The sequence below is a fragment of the Streptomyces parvus genome, assembly GCF_032121415.1.
GTDB lineage: Bacteria > Actinomycetota > Actinomycetes > Streptomycetales > Streptomycetaceae > Streptomyces > Streptomyces globisporus_A.
The window spans coordinates 6,347,607-6,367,126 of record NZ_CP135079.1; the positions used below are offsets into that span (position 1 = coordinate 6,347,607).

A 19,520-nucleotide genomic window follows, 5' to 3' on the forward strand; every position below is an offset into this window, starting at 1 on the left:
TTGGACGTGCTCGCGGAACCTGGGAGCGCCGCGGCGCGGGCCTCCAGCGACAGCTGACCGTGCCGTGGACCTGCTGATACGCAGCAGCACCCCGAATCGGCGCCCTCATGGCCGAGAGCACCGCCTTGTGATGCGACAGCGGCCTCGGGAGCTGGAGCCCATAACTGATCGATGCTGTGCCTGAACCGGGCCACCAGGACCCGGCGGGCATCGCGGTTGGGCAGCCGCTGCCCGTAGAACCAGGCTTCGGACGTCGGAGCCGTCGGCTCCAGCGTCGCCAGCTGGATGTCCCCATACCGCTCGGCCAGGCGGCGGAGCCTGTCGTCGCGCTGGTCGAGAGTGAGTTGGTGGACGGTGTTCCAGGCGGAGGGGAGGCGTTCCGCGCGCAGGGCGAAGGCGGGGGTGTGCGCTGTTGGTTCGGTGAGGCTGCGGGTGGTGCGGGTGCGGTCGGCGTAGGTGACCACGACTCTCCGGGACGGGCCGCCACGTTGCTCGTAGCATCGGTGGTGTGAGCACCCGGGATAGTTCCCGCCCCCCGCCCTCGCCCGCACGCGATCCACCAACTGAGGACGATCGCGCAGTCGAGTCTTTCGGGGAGCGGCTGTCCGGAGGAGGAGGACTGCATGATCACCGCTGAGCAGTGGATTCAGGCGCTCGGCCTGGAGGAGCACGTGGAGGGCGGGTACTTCCGCCGGACGTTCCAGGCAGATCACCGCCCACGCATCCCCACCCCCGCGGGCGACCGGTACACACTGACGTCGATCCACTACCTGCTGACGCGCTGGTCGCCCGTAGGCCACTGGCATCTCAACCAGTCGGACATCCTGCACTTCCACCACCACGGCGAAGCGATCACGTACCACCTCCTGTACCCCGACGGCCGCCACCACACCGCCGTGCTGGGCCAGGACCCTCGCCGGGGTCAGCTCCTCACGCTCGCCGTCCCTGGCGGAGTCTGGAAGGCGTCCCACCTCACCCAGGGGGACCACGGCCTGATCAGCGAAGCCGTGGCACCCGGCTTCGACTACGCCGACATGGCACTCGGTCAGGAAGGCGACCTCTTGGAGCGCTTTCCCGACCAGGCAGAACTGATCCGCCGCTACTGCCGGCCCGCCGCACCGTGACGGTCTGGAACTCCTAACGAAATGATCTTCGGGGTGGTTGGACCGCTTCGAAAAGAGTTCTTGGCCAAGCTCCCCAGTGAGGATCAGTGAGGATGCCCTTGATGTCTCCCTGGCAGCGGTCGACGGCTCCCACGCCAGAGCGTCAAAAGGGGCTCCAACCCGGGACGAAGCCCTGTCGACCGGGGCGGGACGGGCAGCAAACGCCACTTGATCACTGATGCCACCGGCATCTCGCTCGCCGTCACCCAGACCGGCGGCAACCGCAACGACGTCACCCAGCACCCCTCCCCGGGCAGCCGACGGCCGGCGGTCGCAATGTCACGCGCGCCATGGCCTGCGCGTCCGGCGTGAATGCCCGTCGGACAGGCGGGCGGGCGGGACTCGACCTGCTGGCTGTGCGGGTCGAACACCTGGGCCCTACGCACCGCTCGGCCGCGCCGCCATGGCCGTCGCGGTTGCGTGCGCCGGGCTCCTCAGAGCGTTTGCCAGATACGCGTCAGCGACGACGTGGTGAGGACCTGGTCAGGACGTCCCTGTCCGGCGAGGCGGCCGTCCTGGAGCAGCAGGCAGGCGTCCGCCGTGCGCGCGACCTCAAGGTCGTGTGTGGCCTGGACGATTGTCACCCCGTCGGCTACGAGCGTCGTCAACAGTGCCCCGATCCGGTCCCTCGCCTCCGGATCCAGGCCGGTGGTCGGCTCGTCGAGGAGCAGTAGGTCCGACTCCTGCGCCAGACCCTGGGCGATGAGCGCGCGTTGCCGTTGTCCGCCGGAGAGCTCGCCCAGTTGGCGTGAGGCGAGGTCGCCGATGCCGAGCCGGTCGAGCATCGCGTCCACGGTCGCGTGATCCCGTGCGGTCAGCCGTCGCCACGGACCACGCTCGCCCCAGCGTCCCATTTCCACGGTCTGCCGAACGGTGAGCGGGAGAGTGTCACCGACCGCCCCGCGCTGCGGCACGAAGGCGGGCGGGCGGTCACTGGTGCGGAGGAGGCCGCCGGATGTTGGTTTGATCACACCGGCGAGTACGCCGAGCAGGGTCGACTTGCCGCTGCCGTTCGGGCCGACGAGGGCTGTCGTGGTCAACCCCGTTATTTCTCCGCTGACTTGGTGGAGCACGGGGCGCCCTGGATAGCCGGCGCACAGTTCCGAGAAGCGGAGGGAGGTGGTCCGGCCGAGGGGCGGGGTGGGCGAGAGGTCTGGTGTGTTGAACATGATTTTCATTGTAGTGTCCGGGGCATGGAATGGTTGACGGTCCCGTTCGAGGTGACTTTCGTGCAGCGGGCCCTGTGGGGCGGGATGCTGGTGTCCACTATCTGTGCGCTGGCGGGCACCTGGGTGGTGCTGAGGGGGATGGCCTTTCTCGGTGACGCCATGTCCCACGGGCTGCTGCCGGGCGTCGCGGTCGCCGCGCTCCTCGGGGGCAATCTGATGGTGGGGGCGGTGGTCAGCGCCGCCGTCATGACAGCAGGCGTCACCGCGCTGGGCCGTACGCCGAGGCTGTCGCAGGACACCGGCATCGGGCTGCTGTTCGTCGGCATGCTCTCGCTCGGCGTGATCATCGTGTCGCGCTCGCAGTCCTTCGCGGTCGACCTGACCGGCTTCCTCTTCGGTGACGTCCTCGCCGTCAGGCAGCAGGATCTCCTCGTGCTCGCGGCGGCGTTGCTCGTGGCGCTGGCGGTGTCGGTCTTCGGCCACCGCGCCTTCCTGGCCCTGGCGTTCGACTCTCGCAAGGCCCACACCCTGGGACTGCGGCCGCGCCTGGCCCACGCTGTGCTGCTCGGCCTGCTCGGCCTGGCGATCGTCGCCTCGTTCCACATCGTGGGAACACTGCTCGTCCTCGGACTCCTCATCGCACCGCCGGCGGCCGCTCTGCCCTGGGCCCGCTCCGTGCGCGGCGTCATGGCGCTCGCCGCACTGCTCGGCACCTTGGCCACCTTGGGCGGCCTGCTGCTGTCCTGGCACCTGAGCACCGCAGCCGGCGCGACCGTCGCGGCCCTCGCGGTGAGCCTGTTCTTCGTCTCCCACGTGCTGTCCGGCCTGCGTGACCGTCGTACGCGGCAGATCCACTCCACGGCACCCCTACTCGAAGTCAACTGAAAGAAGCCAGAGGCGATCATCATGACCGTCCGCAGAAACGTCACTCCGTGGGCATCGGCCGCACTGGTGCTCACCGCGCTGTTCACCACGAGTTGCGCGGGGGAGGAGCCCAGCGCCGGACGACCCGAGGCGAAAACCCCGTCCGCCACTCCGCACGGGTACGTCGAGGGAGCGAAGGAGGCCGCCGAGCAGCAGTCCCGGCTCCTCCTGAACGACCCCGACAGCGGGAACACCAGAGTCCTCGATCTCGTCACCGGCAAGGTGCACAGGACGGCCGAGGTGAAGGATGCCGTGCGGGTGGGCATGGACGGCAGGTTCGGCTACCTCCATGCGGCCGGTGGCACCCATGTGCTCGACAGCGGCGCGTGGATGGTGGACCACGGCGACCACGTCCACTACTACAGCGCGTCGACGCGGGACGTGGGTGAGATACCTGCGGGCAGCCAAGCGCAGATACGCAGTGATGTCGCCGTCACCGCGGTGACCGACGAGAACGGCCGCCCCGTCCTCTACGACCGCAGCAAGCTGGAGAAGGGGGAGATCGCAACTCCCCGGACGCTGCGCGGCACTTACACCGGTGCGGTCGTGCCGTACGAGGAACACCTGCTCGCCTTCGCGAACAAGGGCGGCGCCACGGAACTCGTCGTCCTCGACCGCAAGGGCGAACGCGTGGCTTCCCCGGACGTGACGTGCGAAGCCCCCCGAGGAGACGCGGTCACCCGGCGCGGCGTGATTCTCGGCTGTGCCGACGGCGCCCTGCTCGTGCGTGCGCAGGACGGTGCCTTCACTGCCGAGAAGATCCCGTACGGAAAGCACGTCCCGGCGCAGGAACGCGCCACCACCTTCCGTCATCGTCCCGGCAGCGACACCCTCACCGCCCTGGCCGGAGAAGAGGCCGTCTGGGTCCTGGACGTCGCCGAGCGGACCTGGAAGCGGGTGGAGACCGGGGCCGTCGTCGCGGCCAACACGGCCGGAGAGGGATCCCCCCTGCTCGTCCTGGAGACCGACGGCTCCCTACACGGCTATGACATCGCGACCGGAAAGCAGACCGCACGGACCAAGCCGTTGCTGACACCAGGAAAACAGGGCGACTCCGACGGCAACGCACCCGTCATCGAGGTCGACCGCAGCCGCGCCTATGTCAACGACCCCGAGGGCAAGAGGGTGTTCGAGATCGACTACAACGACGGCCTGCGCATCGCGCGCTCCTTCGACCTGGACGTCAGGCCGGTCCTCATGGTGGAGGCCGGTCGATGAGCCGAACCGCGGCGAAGCGTCGAGCGAGGGTGGGCACCACTCGCCCCCGACACCTGATCGCGGGCCTCCTCGCCCTCGTGACAGCGATGTCCGCCACCGCCTGCACCACCGACGACGACCGGCCCAACATCGTCGTCACGACCAACATCCTCGGTGACGTCACCCGCGAGATAGTCGGCGACGAGGCCGACGTCACCGTCCTGATGAAGCCCAACGCCGATCCGCACTCCTTCGGACTGTCGGCCGTTCAGGCCGCCGAGCTGGAACAGGCCGACCTGGTCGTCTACAACGGCCTGGGTCTGGAGGAAAACGTCCTGCGGCACGTGGACGCCGCCCGCGAGTCCGGTGTCGCCACCTTCGCGGCCGGCGAGGCGGCCGACCCGCTCACCTTCCACACCGCCGACAACGGCGGCCCCGAGGGCGAGGAAGGACAGTCCGACCCGCACTTCTGGACCGACCCCGACCGTGTGCACAAGGTCACCGGCCTGATAGCCGACCAGGTCATCGAGCACGTCACGGGCGTGGACCCCGGCACGGTACGGGCCAACGCCGAACGCTACGCGCAGCACCTCGCCGACCTCACCACCTGGATGGAGAAGTCCTTCGGCCGAGTCCCCGCGGACCACCGGGCCCTGGTCACCAACCACCACGTCTTCGGCTACCTCGCCGACCGTTTCGGCTTCGAGGTGATCGGCGCGGTCATCCCCAGCGGCACCACCCTGGCCTCACCCAGCTCCTCGGACCTGCGCTCCCTCACCCAGGCGATGGAGAGGGCCGGGGTACGCACCGTCTTCGCCGACTCCTCCCAGCCCAAACGGCTCGCCGAGGTACTGCGGGCGGAGATGGGCGGCGGGGTTCGCGTCGTCGAACTCCACTCGGAGTCCCTCACCGCCAAGGATGCGGGCGCCGACACCTATCTGCGGATGATGCGCGCCAACACCACCGCCATGGTCACCGGCCTGACCGGCGACTGACCACCAGATCCTGTCCCCCCGGTCCTCCCGGCACACCCGCCCATCGGGCGCCGGCTCGTCGTACCCCCATGCCGCCACAGCGCGGTGCAGAAAGGAACAGACCGATGAACAAGTCGATACGCGGCAGAGCCCTCACGGGCACGGCACTGGCGCTGGCCACCGCCACGGTCCTGACCGCCTGTGGCGGAGAGACCTCCTCCTCCACCGACTCCGCGTCCGGCAAGACCGCCGACGCCACGCCCGCGGTGGCGGTCAAGGAGCCGCTGGTCGCCACCTTCGACGGCGGCCTCTACATCCTCGACGGCGAGAGCCTGAAGCTCGCCAAGACCCTTGACCTGCCTGGCTTCAACCGGGTCAATCCGGCAGGTGACAAGGACCACGTCATGGTCTCCACGGACAGCGGATTCCGTGTCCTGGACGCCTCCGCCCAGGCCCTCACCGACATCGAGTACAAGGGCGCCAAGCCGGGCCACGTAGTCCGTCACGCCGCGAAGACCGTGCTCTTCACCGACGGCACCGGAGAGGTCCACGTCTTCGACCCCACCGCGCTGAGGGGAGGCAAGAAGCCGGCAGGGCGCACCTACACCTCCGCCGAGGCGCACCACGGCGTCGCCATCGAACTGGCCGACGGCAAACTCGTGAGCACCCTGGGCACCGAGGAGAAGCGCACCGGCGCGCTGGTGCTGGACCGGAACAACAAGGAAATCGCACGCAACGAGGACTGCCCCGGTGTCCACGGCGAAGCCGCCGCGAAGGACGAAGCCGTCGGCGTCGGCTGCGAGGACGGCATCCTGATCTACAAGGACGGCAAGTTCACCAAGATCGATTCCCCCGACGACTACGGCCGCATCGGCAACCAGGCCGGCAGCGACGCCTCGCCCGTTCTGCTGGGCGACTACAAGACCGACCCCGACGCCGAGCTGGAACGCCCCACCCGCGTCTCCCTCATCGACACCGAGAAGAAGAAGCTGCGCCTGGTGGATCTGGGCACCAGCTACTCCTTCCGCTCGCTGGCCCGCGGCCCGCACGGCGAGGCCCTGGTCCTCGGAACCGACGGCGCCATCCACGTCATCGACCCGGGCACCGGCAAGATCGAGAAGAAGATCCCCGTCGTGGGCGACTGGCAGGAGCCGCTCGACTGGCAGCAGGCCCGGCCCACCCTGTTCGTGCGCGGGCACGTCGCCTACGTCTCCGAGCCCGGCAAGAAGGCTCTGCACGCCATCGACGTGGAGACGGGGAAGAAGATCACCTCGGTCACCCTGCCGAAGAGCACCAACGAACTGTCGGGCGTCGTCGCCGGACACTGACCACCCTGACCCCGCGTGTGCCCTCGCCGCCGCGGCTCGACGCCGCGGCGGCGAGGGCACACGCATCCATGGCGGTGCGCTTGACCGCAGTCTCAGAGCCTTCTCCCGCAACACAGGACTGCGCTTTGAGGCTGGTTCGAGGTCGATCGCTGTGTCGGGTCGCGTTCGGTTCTCCCCTGCATCGGGCGTGGAGGTACGCCAACCGCTGTCGGCTCGTCGGGGTGATGGTGGTCACTGATACCCACAGGGGAGAGCTGCGTAAGCTTGCGGAGTCGTCCCGGTGGAGTTCGGGAGGTTGAGCGGGCCCTCCCGTTGTCACCTGGCGAAGCATCAGGAAAGTCGGCCAGTGGTCAGCATGAGTCCTGAAAGACCTGGGGAACGCTGCCCGAACATGCGACTCGTTGTAAAGTGAGGATACAGCCTTTGACCTGCAAAAACGCAGGCAGGGAGCCATAAACTCGGGAGCTCTCCGATGATGCGCACCATGTTCAAGTCCAAGATCTAGCTATTTGGCGTTGCCGCAGGTCAGGGGCATCATGTGCCCCCCTCAGGTCAGCAAACGGTCAGCATGCGTCCCGGACGTGTCCCCGCTTGCTGACCTGCGACCTGCAGTGCGGCGCCTGAGCATGATTCTTGGGCCGGAACGGATGGTGCACGACACATGGCCCGACAGCTCGCCCGCGGCATGGGTTCCTTCTTCAAGGACTGCGGCTGCGCGAAGCCCACCCGCTGCCCTCACCCGTACTCGATCCGCTACCGGGACGCGCTCGGCAAGCAGCGTGAGGAGTCCGGATACGCCACGCAGGATGATGCGATGGAGCGTCTTACGCAGGTGTACGCGGAGAAGAAGACCACAGCGCCGACCGTGGCGGCGGCCCGCCGTGAACTGGGTCAGCTGACGGTCGGGGAGTACGCCAAGCAGTGGCGGCCTCGGCAGCGCAAGATGACGGATTACTCCACGGGGGAGCACGTCGACAGCTCGATCAACGTGCACATCGTCCCGCGCCTAGGATCGCGGAAGCTGAACTCGGTCACACCGATCGTGGTCGAACGCTTCCTGGACGAGATGGAGGGCGACGGGGTTGGCCGCGGGAACCAGGTGAACATATTCCGGGTCCTGAAGACGATCCTGCGGGATGCGTATGCCAAGGGGGCCATGGCGGACGACCCGGTGAAAGGAGTCCAGGAACCCGAGTACGTGCGCGAACAGGTCGCCATTCCGTCCCTCGCCTATGTGAAGAAGGCGCTGACGGTCGCCGACGAGGACCTCGCACTGGAGATCGCCATGATGACGGGATGCGGCCTGCGCAACGGCGAGGCGCGGGCGGTGAACGTCAACAACGTCGTGGCCAAGGACGTGTACCGGGTGCGCGAGCAGATCCATTCCAACACGCTGAGGCCGGCGAAGCTGAAGCACCGCAAGACGGGGGAGTTCCGGGAAGTGCCTCTGCCCCGGTCGGTGCGGGAGGCGATTGAACGCTACGCGGAGAAGTACGGCACCACGAAGGACGGCTACCTGCTGCGCGGCCCTAATGGGTATTACACAGAGCCAATGGAGCGGCGGCGAGTGAGGAGGCTCTTCGCTGACCTTCCGCCGGAGGAGGGGGTGGGGATGTACGGCTTCCGGCACTACTTCGCCTCGAACGCGCTCGGCGGTGGCATCCCGATCACCGACGTGGCGGAGTGGATGGGCCATAAGTCCATCGAGGAGACGTACCGGACCTATCGGCACCTGATGCCGGGCAGCATCACCAAGGCTGCCCGGATCCTGGATGCCGGCCTCTGGAAAGCAGCCTGACGAGCGCGTAGGGCCCATGGTCTTACAAGGGCGAGGAGATCTTCTTGAAGTCGTCGTCCTCAGCGGGCTGACCTGCGAAAATTGGCCACTCAGGCGGTCTGACCTGCAGCGATCGACCTTTCCGAGTCTTTCACCCTGCTCCCCGTATATGCAGCCGATTCCCCCCAGCCGCCCCCCAACGAGGCCTCATTCCCCCCAGATTCCCCCAGCGGAGGTAGCTTGCGGCGGCGGGTTGCCGCCGGATGGGATCGTGATCTCGGCGGCGGGGATGGCTACACAACGTAGCAAGAGGGATGGTACGACCTGGCGATCGCCGTCCCTGACTGTCTCCGAGTCTAGGTTGGATGAGGAGGCTGCATCTCTGTGGGCGATGAGTCTGAGCGACTTGTTGCCGCCGCTGTTGTGGTGCACGAGGGGTGCTGTTGGTGCGGCGTCGCATAGCAGAGGGGCACCCGTCCTGACAGCTACCCAGCTAAAGGGCAGGACTCCTCAGTCTTGGCGACGGGGAAGGTCAAGGGCTGGCCGGTGAGTGCGGCGCCGGCCTTCGGGTCCTGCGTACAGACCTTCCAGTTCGACTCCTGGAGGACCCTGCGGCGCTGTACCGCATCCTTCACGGTGATGCTCGCATTTGCCGGGAGCGTGGAGCGGGCGGCCTTCATCCCCTGGCCGACGAAGTTCGGCATGACGTCGCCCGCTGGCTTCGGGGCGGGCGCGTCCGTGGCGGGGCAAGCTTCTTCAAGCTTGACCGCACCGAAGTCCACGGCGGTCTTGGTGTCGATGCCTGCTCCCGGTCCTGGGGTCTGGCTACAGACCTCCCAGTTCCGGTCGAGAGCCTGGAGCCGCTCGCGGCCGAGTGCCTCGTGCTACTTGGGGGCGAGGAAGCCTGCGCGCTGTGCTTTGGCTTCCTCGCTCTCCAAGTTCAGTTGTGGGTAAGCCATAGACTTCCTGCGAACCGTCAGAGGTTCGGCCGTCCCTCCAACTCCGCCCCGAATACGAGCAGGAGCTGGGTGACCGATCGTGTACCCGCTACTTGAACCCGGACGCGGTACAGACCGGGCTCCGTCAGTGTCACGCTGGCAGTCAGACAGTCCTCCTTGGTGGACAGGCGTGGCGTTGCCACAACGGCACCCGTCTCGGTGTTTATGACCTCGCACCTGACCCCGACCGGTCGGTCGCGACCGGTCACTCGCAACTGCCAAGCTCGACCTGCGATGGCTCCCTCGCCGGGCAGGTCTAGTCCGACTTCGCCAGGCCCCATCGGTGGGCCCGCGTAAGCGCTCTTCTCGGTCAGCACGCCATGGACATATCGGAGTGCAACGTCGTCCTTGGCCAGGGAGCCGTGTTGCACTGGCAGGTAGACCGGCTTTTCGGCGCCGTGTGTGGCTGCGTCGCGGTACACCGTTCCGTCTCCCCATCGGTCCAACCGCTCCGGGATACCGTGCTCGTTGCGCCTCAGGTCCCCGTGCTCTCCAGCAATGAACGACGTGTACTGCGGCTGGACCACGCCGGCCTCGATGCGGACGCTCTGCGCAGTCGGCTGCGCGACACCTACGACGGCCCGGTGAGCCGGAATGGCCTCCATGTGGTCGAGGCGCATCTTCAGTTGAAAGCGCATCGAGGCCTCTGCGAGGTAGGGGTCACCTCCGATCCTGGCCACCGTCTGCGGCGTGAGGCGGGCGACTTCCAAGCCCTCGTCGACGCAACGGTAGTCCGGAAGCAGGTCGTAGATACCTGGAAGGGTCACGGTCAGGCGCTGCAGACGATCCAGGACCATGCCGCTGATGCCCCCGGTCCGCCGCCCACCGTTCAGCATCATGGCGGCCTTCGCCGATCCAAGAAACGGTGTCCCCAGGGTGACGACAGCACGGGTGTCCCCGTGCAAATCGGGCTGTTGGTAGATGGCAGCCCGGGCAACCAGGCCGCCCATCGAGTGTGCCACGAAGACCAACTGTGGCATCCGCTCCTCGCACAGCGCACGCAGCGCAGGGGTGGCCAGAACGGTCGCGGTCCAACCCTCCAGGTGCCGACGTGCCGCGTCAGCGAGCAACTGCCCGTTGTACTCGACCGGGAGTCTCCAGTCGTAGGGAAACGGCAGAACCGCAGCTGGCGTAGGGACCGTGTCGCGCACCATCGTGAGGAGGTCGTGGTAAGGCTCGATGCCATGGATTAGAGGTACCCACGCTGGAATCTGTAGAAGGGCCGACGGCAGCACCCGGGTCCGCCCAGACCCGTCCAGCTCGGCCTCGGTCGCCCGAAGCGCATCGAGGCCGCCGCTGTGTCCGAACGCCCGGCCCAGCATGGCTGGCTTCAGCCCCCAAAGCAGCTTGCCCGTCTCCGTCTCTATGAGTTCGCTGCCCATGATTCCCGGAACGACAATGACCGCGTCGGGGGTGACGTCCCGGCTCTGTCGTGCTCCTGGGTACCAGATACCACTGGTTGCCTCTCGCATGCCTCTGCTCCCCCTCCTGTCCGCCGTCCTGCAGACTAGCGTCATGGACAGTGACAGGAGTGCCGCTCATCCGACGGCCGGTGGTGCTCGTCGTCGGCTGCTGGCTGTCTCAGTCCAGGGCTACGCAAATGAGGACCCAGAGTTCAGCGAGGGTATGAAGGAGCAGCTCCAGGTTCTGGAGGGCTGGTGGTGCGACCCGGGGCTCGGTGAGCGGAGCTTCACTCGCGAGGAGGTACCCGACCTGCAGCAGCGCCAGCACGTGGAGGCGTTTCTGAATGAATCCGAACTCCGGGATGCCCCCGCCGACGATGCCATCCTCTTCTTCGTTGCAGGGCACGGTGAGGCCAGTCCCGCCGGGAGCCATTTCCTGATGTTGCCGGGGACTGACCCCCAACGGCTGCTCGCCACTGCCTACCGCACTTCCGACTTGATCGCAGCAGCCCTGGACTCCGAGGCCAAACACGTGCTTGTCATCGTCAATACGTGCTACTCCCGCGCAGTCAATATAGGCCTTGCACAACTGACCCACGATCTGAACCAGCCTCGGTCCAACAGCCCCACTCTGGCTGTGCTCGCCGCCACTGACGTCGGCACTACGGTCGGAGTCCGCGAGCTGAGTGCACTCCTGGCCCAGGTACACAAGCAGTTGAGCACCTCGGCCGAACTGACGAGTGAGCACCTGACCTTCGTCGAGTTCATGGAACAGCTGCACGATGCGTCCGAGGCCACCGGATATAAGTCGCCGCATGCGCTGCTGGGCATGAACGGCTCCCGTACACCACACCTCTGCCTTCCCAACCCTGGCTACCAGCCCACCACGCGGCTCGTCGCACCGCAGCGCAGCCAGGTCGCCGCGACGGAGGAGGACCTGCGCTACTGGATCAACCGGGCCAGCGGTCGGCCAAACCGAGCGGATCCGGGATGGTACTTCTCAGGGCGCCGGCCCCTCACCAACGTACTTGCGAGCTTCCTTGAAGCCGGACCGCCATCGGGGTTCGCGCCCTCGCTGATCGTCACCGGTACGGCAGGAAGTGGAAAGTCTGCGGTGATCGCCCGCGCCGTGACGTTGAGCGACGCCGGCTTCCGTGCCAACCCGGCCTACTCCGGCGCAATCGCCGACTCGCCCCCTGACACGGTTCCCCCGGCAGGCTCCATCGACGTCGCGCTTCTCGCCCGCCAGCGCACAGCCGAGCAGGTCGTCGCTGCGTTCCTTGACGGCCTCGGCCAAGAAGCCCCGGAACCAGAGCCCGGCACTGACCGCCTCACCGACATGCGTGGACACCTGCTGAAGGTCCTGCGTGAGCTTGCGAGCAGCGGTCGCACCACCACGTTCGTCGTCGACGGTTTGGATGAGGCCGACGACCCCTACCTCCTGGTCAGCCAGGTTGTCGCGCCGCTGGCCCAGGCGGGGCAGGCCGCGCTCCGGCTGGTGATCGGTGTCCGCAGCCACCTCACGAGCGCCGCACCCGGTGTGCCAAGCACGGGGGAGCCCGTTCAAGATGTCGCTCTCCTCGACCACGTGAGACAGGCCCTGACTCTGGCAACCGGCACCTCGCGTACCCAGATCCCACCGATGCAGCTGCGCACGGATGGCCCGGAAACGACCGCCGACGTTCAGGAGTATCTGCAAGCCTTGCTCGACGACATCCCTGATGCCGCGTTTGACGCCGCGGACGTCGCACGCCGGATCACTGCGAGGATCCCGAATGTCTCCTTCCTCGATGCTCGTATTGCCGGTGGGCAGCTTCGCGAACACGAGTCACCCGCAGACTTGCTCACCGACCCACTATGGTGGGACTCCCTCGGCGGGGGACTGGTCGGGATGCTTCGTCGAGATTTGCGTGAGCTGAGCACCCCGCGACTCACGTCCGAAACAGCCTTGGCTCTGCTCAGAGCAGCTGCATTCGCCCAGGGGGCCGGAATCCCCTGGGGACCGATCTGGCCGGCCCTCGCCGAAGCCGTCCTGGACCGGCCGCTGCCAGACTCCGAGTCCGCCATTGTCGGCCTCAGGGCCAGTCGGTTGGTCGGATACCTGGCCCAGGACACAGAGGACGGCCGCACGGTGCATCGCCTTGCTCACGAGCGTCTCGCCGAGGTTCTGCGCAGCGAGCCCCATCTCCTGCACACCTCGGCAATGGAGTCGCAGTGATGACCTCAGCACCTCAGCCGGACTCGCAGGTCGAGATCCATCGCCGCATCGCTCATCGTCTCGCCGAACTGGTCCACAGCGAGCCTGGCGTCCCACTTCACCCCTACATCCGCCGGCACCTATCCCAGCACGCAGACCTCGGCCACGTCCTGAACGATGCAGCTCTTCCTGCGGCATTCCTTCCTTGGGACACTGACGGCAGGCTCCGGGGCCGCCTCGGACTGCCAATCGCCCCGCGGCCAGACCAGCATGCTGTGGCGGCTTGGGCTGAGATTGAGCCATTCCTGGACGGTGCGGACCAGCGGACGCGTCAGGTCAGCCTCGAATTCGCTCTCGCCACACGGGGTGTACAGCTCGGCGAGAATGTCACCGTCCGCCCCCGACTCGCCCGTTGGCAGACGCCAAACAACGTGGTGGCGGATGCCGGGACAGTACTTACATGTCTCGCAGTGATTCGAGGAGCGGACGGCCGCACGTACCTCGCTGCAGGCGGCCGAGACGGCGTTTTGGTAGTAGATCCGATCAAGGGAACCCAGGTTGGAGAACGACTGGCCGTCGAAGGCGGAGTTCGGGCTGTGGTGGCGTTCCCCGGACCCCAAGGTCGAGCACTGCTCGCAACTGGCGGCAAGAACGGGTTGGTCCGACTCTGGGATCCCTTGACCGGGGCCGAGGTTGCCAGGCCATTGCGTGCGCACCAGCACGCCGTGTCGTCGATGGTGGCATTCCCCGGGAGCCCTGGCCGTCCACTGCTCGTCACGGCCGGCACCGACGGAGGCGTCCGTCTGTGGGATCCCCTGGCTGGCATTGAGGTTGCCAGGCCATTGCGTGCGCACCAGCACACCGTGTCGTCGATGGTGACACTCTCCGGGAGCCCTGGCCGTCCACTGCTCGTCACGGCCGGCACCGACGGCGACGTCCGCGTGTGGGATCCCCTGGCCGAGACTCAGCTCGTCAGAGCCTTTCATGCTCACAAATTGGGTGCGATGGCCTTGGCGACGTTCCCCGGCCCCGAGGGCCGTACCTTGCTCGCTACTGGCGGCAAGGGGTCGAAGGGCCGAGCTGTCCGGGTGTGGGAACCGTTGTCCGGTACCGAGGTCAGCAAGCTTTCGCGTGGCCGTGGGAGCTTCGCGAGGGCCATGGCCTCGTTCGACGGGGCTGATGGTACGCACTTGCTCGCCACGGGGGGAACGGACGGGGTCGTTCGCCTCTGGGATCCTCGGACGGGCGAGCTGGTCTCCGAGCTGATGCACGGTTACGAGGGCTCCGTGTTGGCGCTTGTGACGTTCCCCGGTTCACACGGAGCGCGACTGTTGGCCACGTGTGGCAGGGATGGAGTGGTGCGGGTATGGGACCCGCTGAGAGTCCAAGGCGGTGAGGTCGAGCGCGGCCACAAGGCCGGGGTACGGGCCCTTGTGGCATCCGGTGGGCAGAGAGATCAGCCACTCCTCGCCACGGCCGGTCATGACACGGTGGTGCGGGTGTGGACCCCGCTGACCGACAGCGATGCCGCTAGGCAGCTTCAGAGCCCCGAGAGTGTGGTGCGGGCCCTGGCGGCGTTCACCGGTCCTAATGGCCGGCCACTTCTTGCCGTCGGCGGGAGCGACGGGGCAGTGTGCGTTTGGGATCCGCAGGCTGGGAAGATGACGGGTCGCCTCCTCCGGGACAAGCAGAGCTCAGTGGCTGCCCTAGTGACGTTCGGTGACTCGGAGGACCGACCACTGCTTGCTGCGGGCTACCGGGACGGAGCCATTCTGGTGTGGGATCCGTTGACCCAAGGCAGGCTCTGTGAACTGGTGGGTGAGCGCCGTGTCGAGGTGACGGCTCTGGCTGCCTTCTACCGGACGGAAGGCCAGCTTCTGCTCGCAGCCAGCGGCAAGGACGGCGCGGTACGTGTCTGGGATGCCGAAACCGGCGATCCGGCCGGACAGCCGATTCAGAGCTTTCAAGGCGAGGTACGAGCCTTGGCCGCGTTCGACGGGCCCGCGCATCGTTCGCTGCTTGCCATCGGGGGGAGCGACGGGGTCGTCACCGTTTGGGATCCGCTGACCGGTGAACCAGCGGGAGAGCCGCTTCAGGGCCATCGAAGCGCAGTAACTTCTCTGATCACCTTCGTGGGTCCACAGGGCCAATTGCTGATGGCTACCGGAAGCAAGGACCGCAACCTTCGGGTTTGGGATGCCCGAACGCGCCGCTGTCTACTCCGCATCGTCACAGCGAGTCCCCTCCATGCCCTGTTCCCGGTCCGGGGTGACCGTGCGGGAGCATCAGGCCTTCTGGTCGGTGCCACGGCCGGATTCGCTTTCGTTGATATCGATATGGCCGAGTGAGCGTCGATCACGCCTCAAGTGGGTGAGTGGAACCTTGCCCTCGCTGCGGTAGCTCTCGCAGGCGCGGTGGATTGCCAGCCGGAGCTGTTCACCGGCTGGTCGCGGTTGAGGGGGATGCCGATGGACGGGGCGACTCCACCGTCGGCAAGGCCGAATTCCCAGGGGTCTGGTGCAGGTCCGGGGGACAGGTTCGGTCACGCGGCCTGAACCTGCCCCTGGTGGATCGGTTCGGTCGTTGTGACGGGGTGATCTCTCGGATGAGGAATGGGCTGGGCTGCATCTGGCGCGGGGCGGGTGGGCGGTGGTAGCCCCCCTTGCGGCCAGCTATCCGCCCGGCCCGCAGTCTCGCGGCGCCGGGCGGCTGTGCTTTGAACGGTCGGCGGCCGTGAGTATCGGTGAGAGAGCGGGGCCGGTCTCACGCACGCGTGGGGACGCGGGACCGGCCGTGGGCGCCCGTCCTCCAGGGGATCCGTGACGACTGTACGGCGGCGCGGAGTGGGGTGTGCAGGTCCGGGTCCGCTGTCAGAGGTCTATTGGCCGCCAGGATGAGGTACGTCAGCTCACCGAGGATCCCTCAGCCGCCTGGCGAGAGTTAGGCATCAAGAGCCGTCCCCTGACGATGCCGTGTCCTGGGGATAGGCCGCTTTCAGGACGTCAGCGAGGCGCCGGATTTCTGCCTGGTCCTCCGTTCCCGACACGGCGATCTTTGCCGTACCCAACTTGATTTCGACCGCCGCTGATGCCTCGCCGCGCGATTTGAACCAGGTGGAGATGACTTGGACGAATCCAGGAAGTGCCAGCGTCCCGGAGATCGCGAGGGTCAGTACATCGAGGCCGTCCCCGAGAGTGCCGGCCGCCGGTTCGGTGTTCCTCAGCTGGAACCTTCCCATCGTGCGCGTGCTGGGATCGCGTACGAGGAACCTCTTGAGGTCCTCAAGCTGTCGCCCTCCGTCGGCCTGACGGATCTCGATGGTTTCAGTCATTATTACCCCCATCTATTGGCCATGATTTCTACTTTGTCACCGTCGCCGCCGATCTGGCGTCCGGGTGTGGGAATTCCGCGAGCCTTTGCGACGCGCTCAATATAGCGGAACAGTGTATCGGCGTTGATCACTGGCGGGCCTTGAGGAATGCCGTTGCGCAGCGCGTTGACGAGGTGTCCGGTGAAGGTGGTGAAACGCTCGCCGGCGGGTGCGAGCGCTGGTGTAGTGGCGTTCGCCGACGTCAAGACGTAGGTGCCGTCTATGGCGGCTGCGCTAGCGAGGTCTTCGGGTTGCCCGAGGATGTCCAGTGCGGCGCCGCTGTAGCAGCTGTCGAGGATCACGATTCTTTTGCCGATCTGGCTGTCGGCGATTTGATTCCGTAGCTCGTTGAAATTGAGTGCGGACCATGAGCGTGCCTTTGAGGATCGGACAAGACCAAGCAGAAGCCTCCCGCGGGCGTCGGTCCAGCCGTGCCCGGCGAAGTATACGAGCAGGGCGCCGCCTGTCGGGTCGGCGGCCTCGGACGCCAGATCGATGGCTTCGTGCACTTCTGAATCAAATTCCGGGTTCTTCACTGCGAAGACGTTTTCGCTGGGGATCCCCATGCTGCCGATCATGATCTCTTGAAGGGAATCAATGTTGTTTGCGATGGACGGCACAGGGGGCAATTTCTGGTAGTCGGAAACGCCGATCAATACCGCCGCACCCTTCTGCCAGCAGGGAAGAGCCCGCTGCGTTGAATCACCTCTAGCTTGAGTGCCCTTCGTGACGTTCTGCGTAAGCGGCACGTATAGGGTGCCGCCGTTGCGTCGCAGCATTTCGAGTTGCTCTTGTGCCCGCCAGATCTGCATTTCTCCGGCGGCTTCTGCTGTGTTTTCGGGTGCGCCTGCGGGGCCAAGGAGGCTGGGGCTGACTGGTTCGTGCTCATACGACATGTATGCGAGGGTGTTTGATGGATGCGCGTACAGATTGCTGTCAGCGACTCCTCTGCCGATGTATCTACCGCTGGTCAGGTTGGCGTACTGGGCCGCGTTGGTTTCGACGATTTTGCAGGTGAGGTCGAGGTAGTCGTGGATGGTGTCTGCGTCGCGGTACTGGAGGACGCTGCGGGTGATCTCGCGTTTCCACTCGCTGGCGGAGGTGGTGCTGCCGTTGCCGGTGTTGATGGCGGGTTCGTAGGACAGCAGGTCGGGCAGGGCGGTGACGAATGGTGGGCGCAAGTCCAGTTGTGAGGCGAGCTTCTTGGAGCTGAGGTATGCCTTGCCGGGGTCGCTGGGGGTGACGGGCTTGGTGTCCCAGAGGTCGATCATGTGCTTGAGGACGCGGATGAAGGGCTTGCCTGCCCATCCCGCCATGTCGGGTATGGCGTAGCAGGCGGCGAGGGTGAGCCGGATGGTGTCGTTCTCGTCTATGGGGCGGTGGTCGGCGACGGCGGTGGTGTAGCCGTAGCCGGCGCCGAAGGGAGTGTGGTTGCCGATGCGAGGGAGGGCGCGCAGGAGGGCCTCAGCGTCGGTTCTGCGTTTGGTGTCGAAGTAGTGCTGCACGTAGCCCCAGAGGGGCCACTGGCCCTTCTCGTGCCAGGAGCTTCCCAAAAGCATGAGAAGGAGCCGCTGATCGCTGGTGATTTCCGCGTCGCGAAGTGCGTTCAAGGGGACCTCTTCTAGGGTGCCGGGCGGGTGGCTTCCCGGCCCGTATCCGGGGTGCGGGCACTCTATCGATACGCCCCAAGTCCGGTGATCGAACTTTACGGAACAGGCAAGCCGTCCTCAGCCCACCACGCACCGCAGGATGCGGGACCCCGCCCCGCGCTCCCGCATTTTCCCCTCGACCCCAGCCCGAGGCGGCAGGAGGGTCGAGGTAGGTTGCCTGTTCCGTAAAGTTAAAGATCTCGATCACGAAGCTCTTCGCGCCTGGCCGCGCTGCGCAGCGGGGGAGTGGTGGGAGTCGTCCGGATGCGCTGCGCCAGCCGCAGCCGGACAGTGGAGACATCCGCACCATCGGGAGCCGCCATGTACAAGGGCTTGCAGCCTCCCAGTACCGACCTCGACGACGTCGGCGACGACACCGAGCTCAGCCAGTACGGCGACGTCATCTACTTCAAGGACGCTCCACACGCCGGATCCGACGTGTGGTGGGGCCTGAGCCTCTGGACTGACCACCTCAGCGTCGACGAACTCGCCCGCCGCGTACGCAGAAGGCGGGCGAACGGAGCTGACCGGGCTCGCTACACCACCGCCGGCGCTCTACGCGAGGCCCAGTTCTGCATCTACCACAGCCGGGACGAGGGCCACGTCACCGTCATGCGCAAAGCCGCCGCCGTACCCTGGACGCAGGAAGACCGCGACGCGTTCAACGCCGCCTTTACTGAACCCGAACCGGCAGGAGGCACCCCGTGAACTACATCGCCCGGTGGCTCCTCAAGCCGCACACAACTATCACCACCCTCGACGCCTGGGACGCCGGCCCCGCCGCCGCCCTGCTCAAACACGACGATGACCGGACCGAACTCCTCTGGAAGGTCTGGGACCTGCCCGAAAACGAGGTCTGGCTCCGCACCCCCCTCCCCGACCACCTCGCCCGCGACGTCAAGAAGAACCCCGACCTCCTCATCCCCGAAGTGCTGAACCAGACGCCAAGCGCCGAGGGCGTCATCGAGGTCTACTCCACCCACTCCCGGGCCGTCATCATCACCCTCCCGTACGCGTCAGGCAGAACCGCCTCACCTGAGGTCGAGATCGCCACGCATGTTGCGGAGTACGCCACCCAGTACCCCGCCATCGCTCTCCACATGGCCCAGCTCGCCGCCGCATCACCGCTGTTCCGACGCACCTTCTGACTGTGACGCAGGTCATCGCTCATCCGTGGCGCCGGCCGAAGCAGGCGCAGATTCCTGTTGAGGCGTTCGAGCGTGATCTCGACCTGGCTGGTGATCGGTGACGTCGGGCGAGGACGAGCTAGGCCGGGTCGTGGCCCTGCTGGCTCGCCTCTCGGACAAGCAACGTGATCGGATGCTGCATGCTCTGGACGGTCCGTCCCGGCGGGAGCCTTCGTGAGTGCCC

Annotated in this window: 16 protein-coding genes and 2 pseudogenes; 12 read left to right on the plus strand and 6 right to left on the minus strand. The window is 66.6% G+C overall.

What is annotated here, in order from left to right; all coding sequences use genetic code 11:
• Positions 1–623: 623 nt before the first annotated feature.
• Together RNL97_RS29525 and RNL97_RS33150 are read left to right on the plus strand one after the other, a co-directional pair.
• Entirely contained in the window at positions 624–1,124 is a 501-nt protein-coding gene (locus RNL97_RS29525; RefSeq protein WP_243315941.1) for a cupin domain-containing protein, read from the plus strand.
• Positions 1,125–1,221: 97 nt separating this feature from the next.
• Positions 1,222–1,403: pseudogene (locus tag RNL97_RS33150) on the plus strand (IS5/IS1182 family transposase); the annotation flags it as partial.
• Positions 1,404–1,597: 194 nt separating this feature from the next.
• On the opposite strand, the gene aztA reads toward RNL97_RS33150, so the two are convergent.
• Positions 1,598–2,341: a zinc ABC transporter ATP-binding protein AztA gene (gene aztA / locus RNL97_RS29535; RefSeq protein ID WP_313751407.1), complete on the minus strand. Its 744-nt coding sequence runs from the start codon at positions 2,339–2,341 to the stop codon at positions 1,598–1,600.
• Between the two features lie 15 nt (positions 2,342–2,356).
• Between aztA and aztB the strand changes: the two genes are divergently transcribed.
• The 5 genes from aztB (at position 2,357) to RNL97_RS29560 (ending at position 8,553) form a co-directional block, all read left to right on the plus strand.
• The gene (aztB, locus tag RNL97_RS29540) at positions 2,357–3,217 is read left to right on the plus strand and encodes a zinc ABC transporter permease AztB (RefSeq protein ID WP_313751408.1); all 861 of its coding nucleotides are present in this window, start codon (positions 2,357–2,359) and stop codon (positions 3,215–3,217) included.
• A 21-nt stretch (positions 3,218–3,238) separates the two neighbouring features.
• Positions 3,239–4,474, plus strand: a complete 1,236-nt coding sequence (locus RNL97_RS29545; protein WP_243315944.1) for a hypothetical protein — start codon at positions 3,239–3,241, stop codon at positions 4,472–4,474.
• On the plus strand, positions 4,471–5,448 hold the full coding sequence (aztC, locus tag RNL97_RS29550) for a zinc ABC transporter substrate-binding protein AztC (protein WP_243315946.1): 978 nt from the start codon (positions 4,471–4,473) through the stop codon (positions 5,446–5,448). The genes RNL97_RS29545 and aztC overlap by 4 nt, the downstream gene beginning before the upstream one ends.
• 104 nt (positions 5,449–5,552) lie before the next feature.
• Positions 5,553–6,755, plus strand: a complete 1,203-nt coding sequence (gene aztD, locus RNL97_RS29555; RefSeq protein WP_030584713.1) for a zinc metallochaperone AztD — start codon at positions 5,553–5,555, stop codon at positions 6,753–6,755.
• Between the two features lie 685 nt (positions 6,756–7,440).
• Positions 7,441–8,553: a tyrosine-type recombinase/integrase gene (locus RNL97_RS29560; protein ID WP_151510194.1), complete on the plus strand. Its 1,113-nt coding sequence runs from the start codon at positions 7,441–7,443 to the stop codon at positions 8,551–8,553.
• A gap of 464 nt (positions 8,554–9,017) precedes the next feature.
• On the opposite strand, the gene RNL97_RS29565 is transcribed toward RNL97_RS29560, so the two are convergent.
• Together RNL97_RS29565 and RNL97_RS29570 are read right to left on the minus strand one after the other, a co-directional pair.
• Entirely contained in the window at positions 9,018–9,314 is a 297-nt protein-coding gene (locus RNL97_RS29565) for a PASTA domain-containing protein (RefSeq protein WP_225994815.1), read from the minus strand.
• Between the two features lie 194 nt (positions 9,315–9,508).
• Positions 9,509–11,002 carry a lipase/acyltransferase domain-containing protein gene (locus tag RNL97_RS29570; RefSeq protein ID WP_179222318.1) on the minus strand — a complete coding sequence of 498 codons (1,494 nt, stop codon included), beginning with the start codon at positions 11,000–11,002 and terminating at the stop codon, positions 9,509–9,511.
• 43 nt (positions 11,003–11,045) lie between these two features.
• Here RNL97_RS29570 and RNL97_RS29575 point away from each other — a divergent pair, with 43 nt between their 5' ends.
• On the plus strand, positions 11,046–13,151 hold the full coding sequence (locus RNL97_RS29575; protein WP_192806644.1) for an ATP-binding protein: 2,106 nt from the start codon (positions 11,046–11,048) through the stop codon (positions 13,149–13,151).
• Positions 13,152–13,270: 119 nt separating this feature from the next.
• On the opposite strand, the gene RNL97_RS29580 is transcribed toward RNL97_RS29575, so the two are convergent.
• Complete coding sequence (locus RNL97_RS29580; RefSeq protein ID WP_192806643.1) at positions 13,271–13,984, minus strand: hypothetical protein; 714 nt, start codon at positions 13,982–13,984, stop codon at positions 13,271–13,273.
• Between RNL97_RS29580 and RNL97_RS33155 the strand changes: the two are divergent.
• Together RNL97_RS33155 and RNL97_RS29585 are read left to right on the plus strand one after the other, a co-directional pair.
• Positions 13,865–14,491 (plus strand): annotated as a pseudogene (locus RNL97_RS33155) (WD40 repeat domain-containing protein); the annotation flags it as partial. The gene RNL97_RS29580 and the pseudogene RNL97_RS33155 sit on opposite strands and share 120 nt — an antisense overlap.
• Before the next feature lie 348 nt (positions 14,492–14,839).
• Entirely contained in the window at positions 14,840–15,478 is a 639-nt protein-coding gene (locus RNL97_RS29585) for a WD40 repeat domain-containing protein (RefSeq protein WP_313751409.1), read from the plus strand.
• 599 nt (positions 15,479–16,077) lie between these two features.
• Here RNL97_RS29585 and RNL97_RS29590 read toward each other — a convergent pair.
• Positions 16,078–16,461, minus strand: a complete 384-nt coding sequence (locus RNL97_RS29590; protein ID WP_151510175.1) for an effector-associated constant component EACC1 — start codon at positions 16,459–16,461, stop codon at positions 16,078–16,080.
• Between the two features lie 2 nt (positions 16,462–16,463).
• Entirely contained in the window at positions 16,464–18,110 is a 1,647-nt protein-coding gene (locus tag RNL97_RS29595; RefSeq protein WP_151510174.1) for a caspase family protein, read from the minus strand.
• 360 nt (positions 18,111–18,470) lie between these two features.
• Between RNL97_RS29595 and RNL97_RS29600 the strand changes: the two genes are divergently transcribed.
• Positions 18,471–18,857 (plus strand): hypothetical protein, encoded by a 387-nt coding sequence (locus RNL97_RS29600; RefSeq protein WP_128844696.1) that lies wholly within the window; start codon positions 18,471–18,473, stop codon positions 18,855–18,857.
• On the plus strand, positions 18,854–19,297 hold the full coding sequence (locus RNL97_RS29605; RefSeq protein WP_128844695.1) for a hypothetical protein: 444 nt from the start codon (positions 18,854–18,856) through the stop codon (positions 19,295–19,297). The genes RNL97_RS29600 and RNL97_RS29605 overlap by 4 nt, the downstream gene beginning before the upstream one ends.
• Positions 19,298–19,520: the final 223 nt, after the last annotated feature.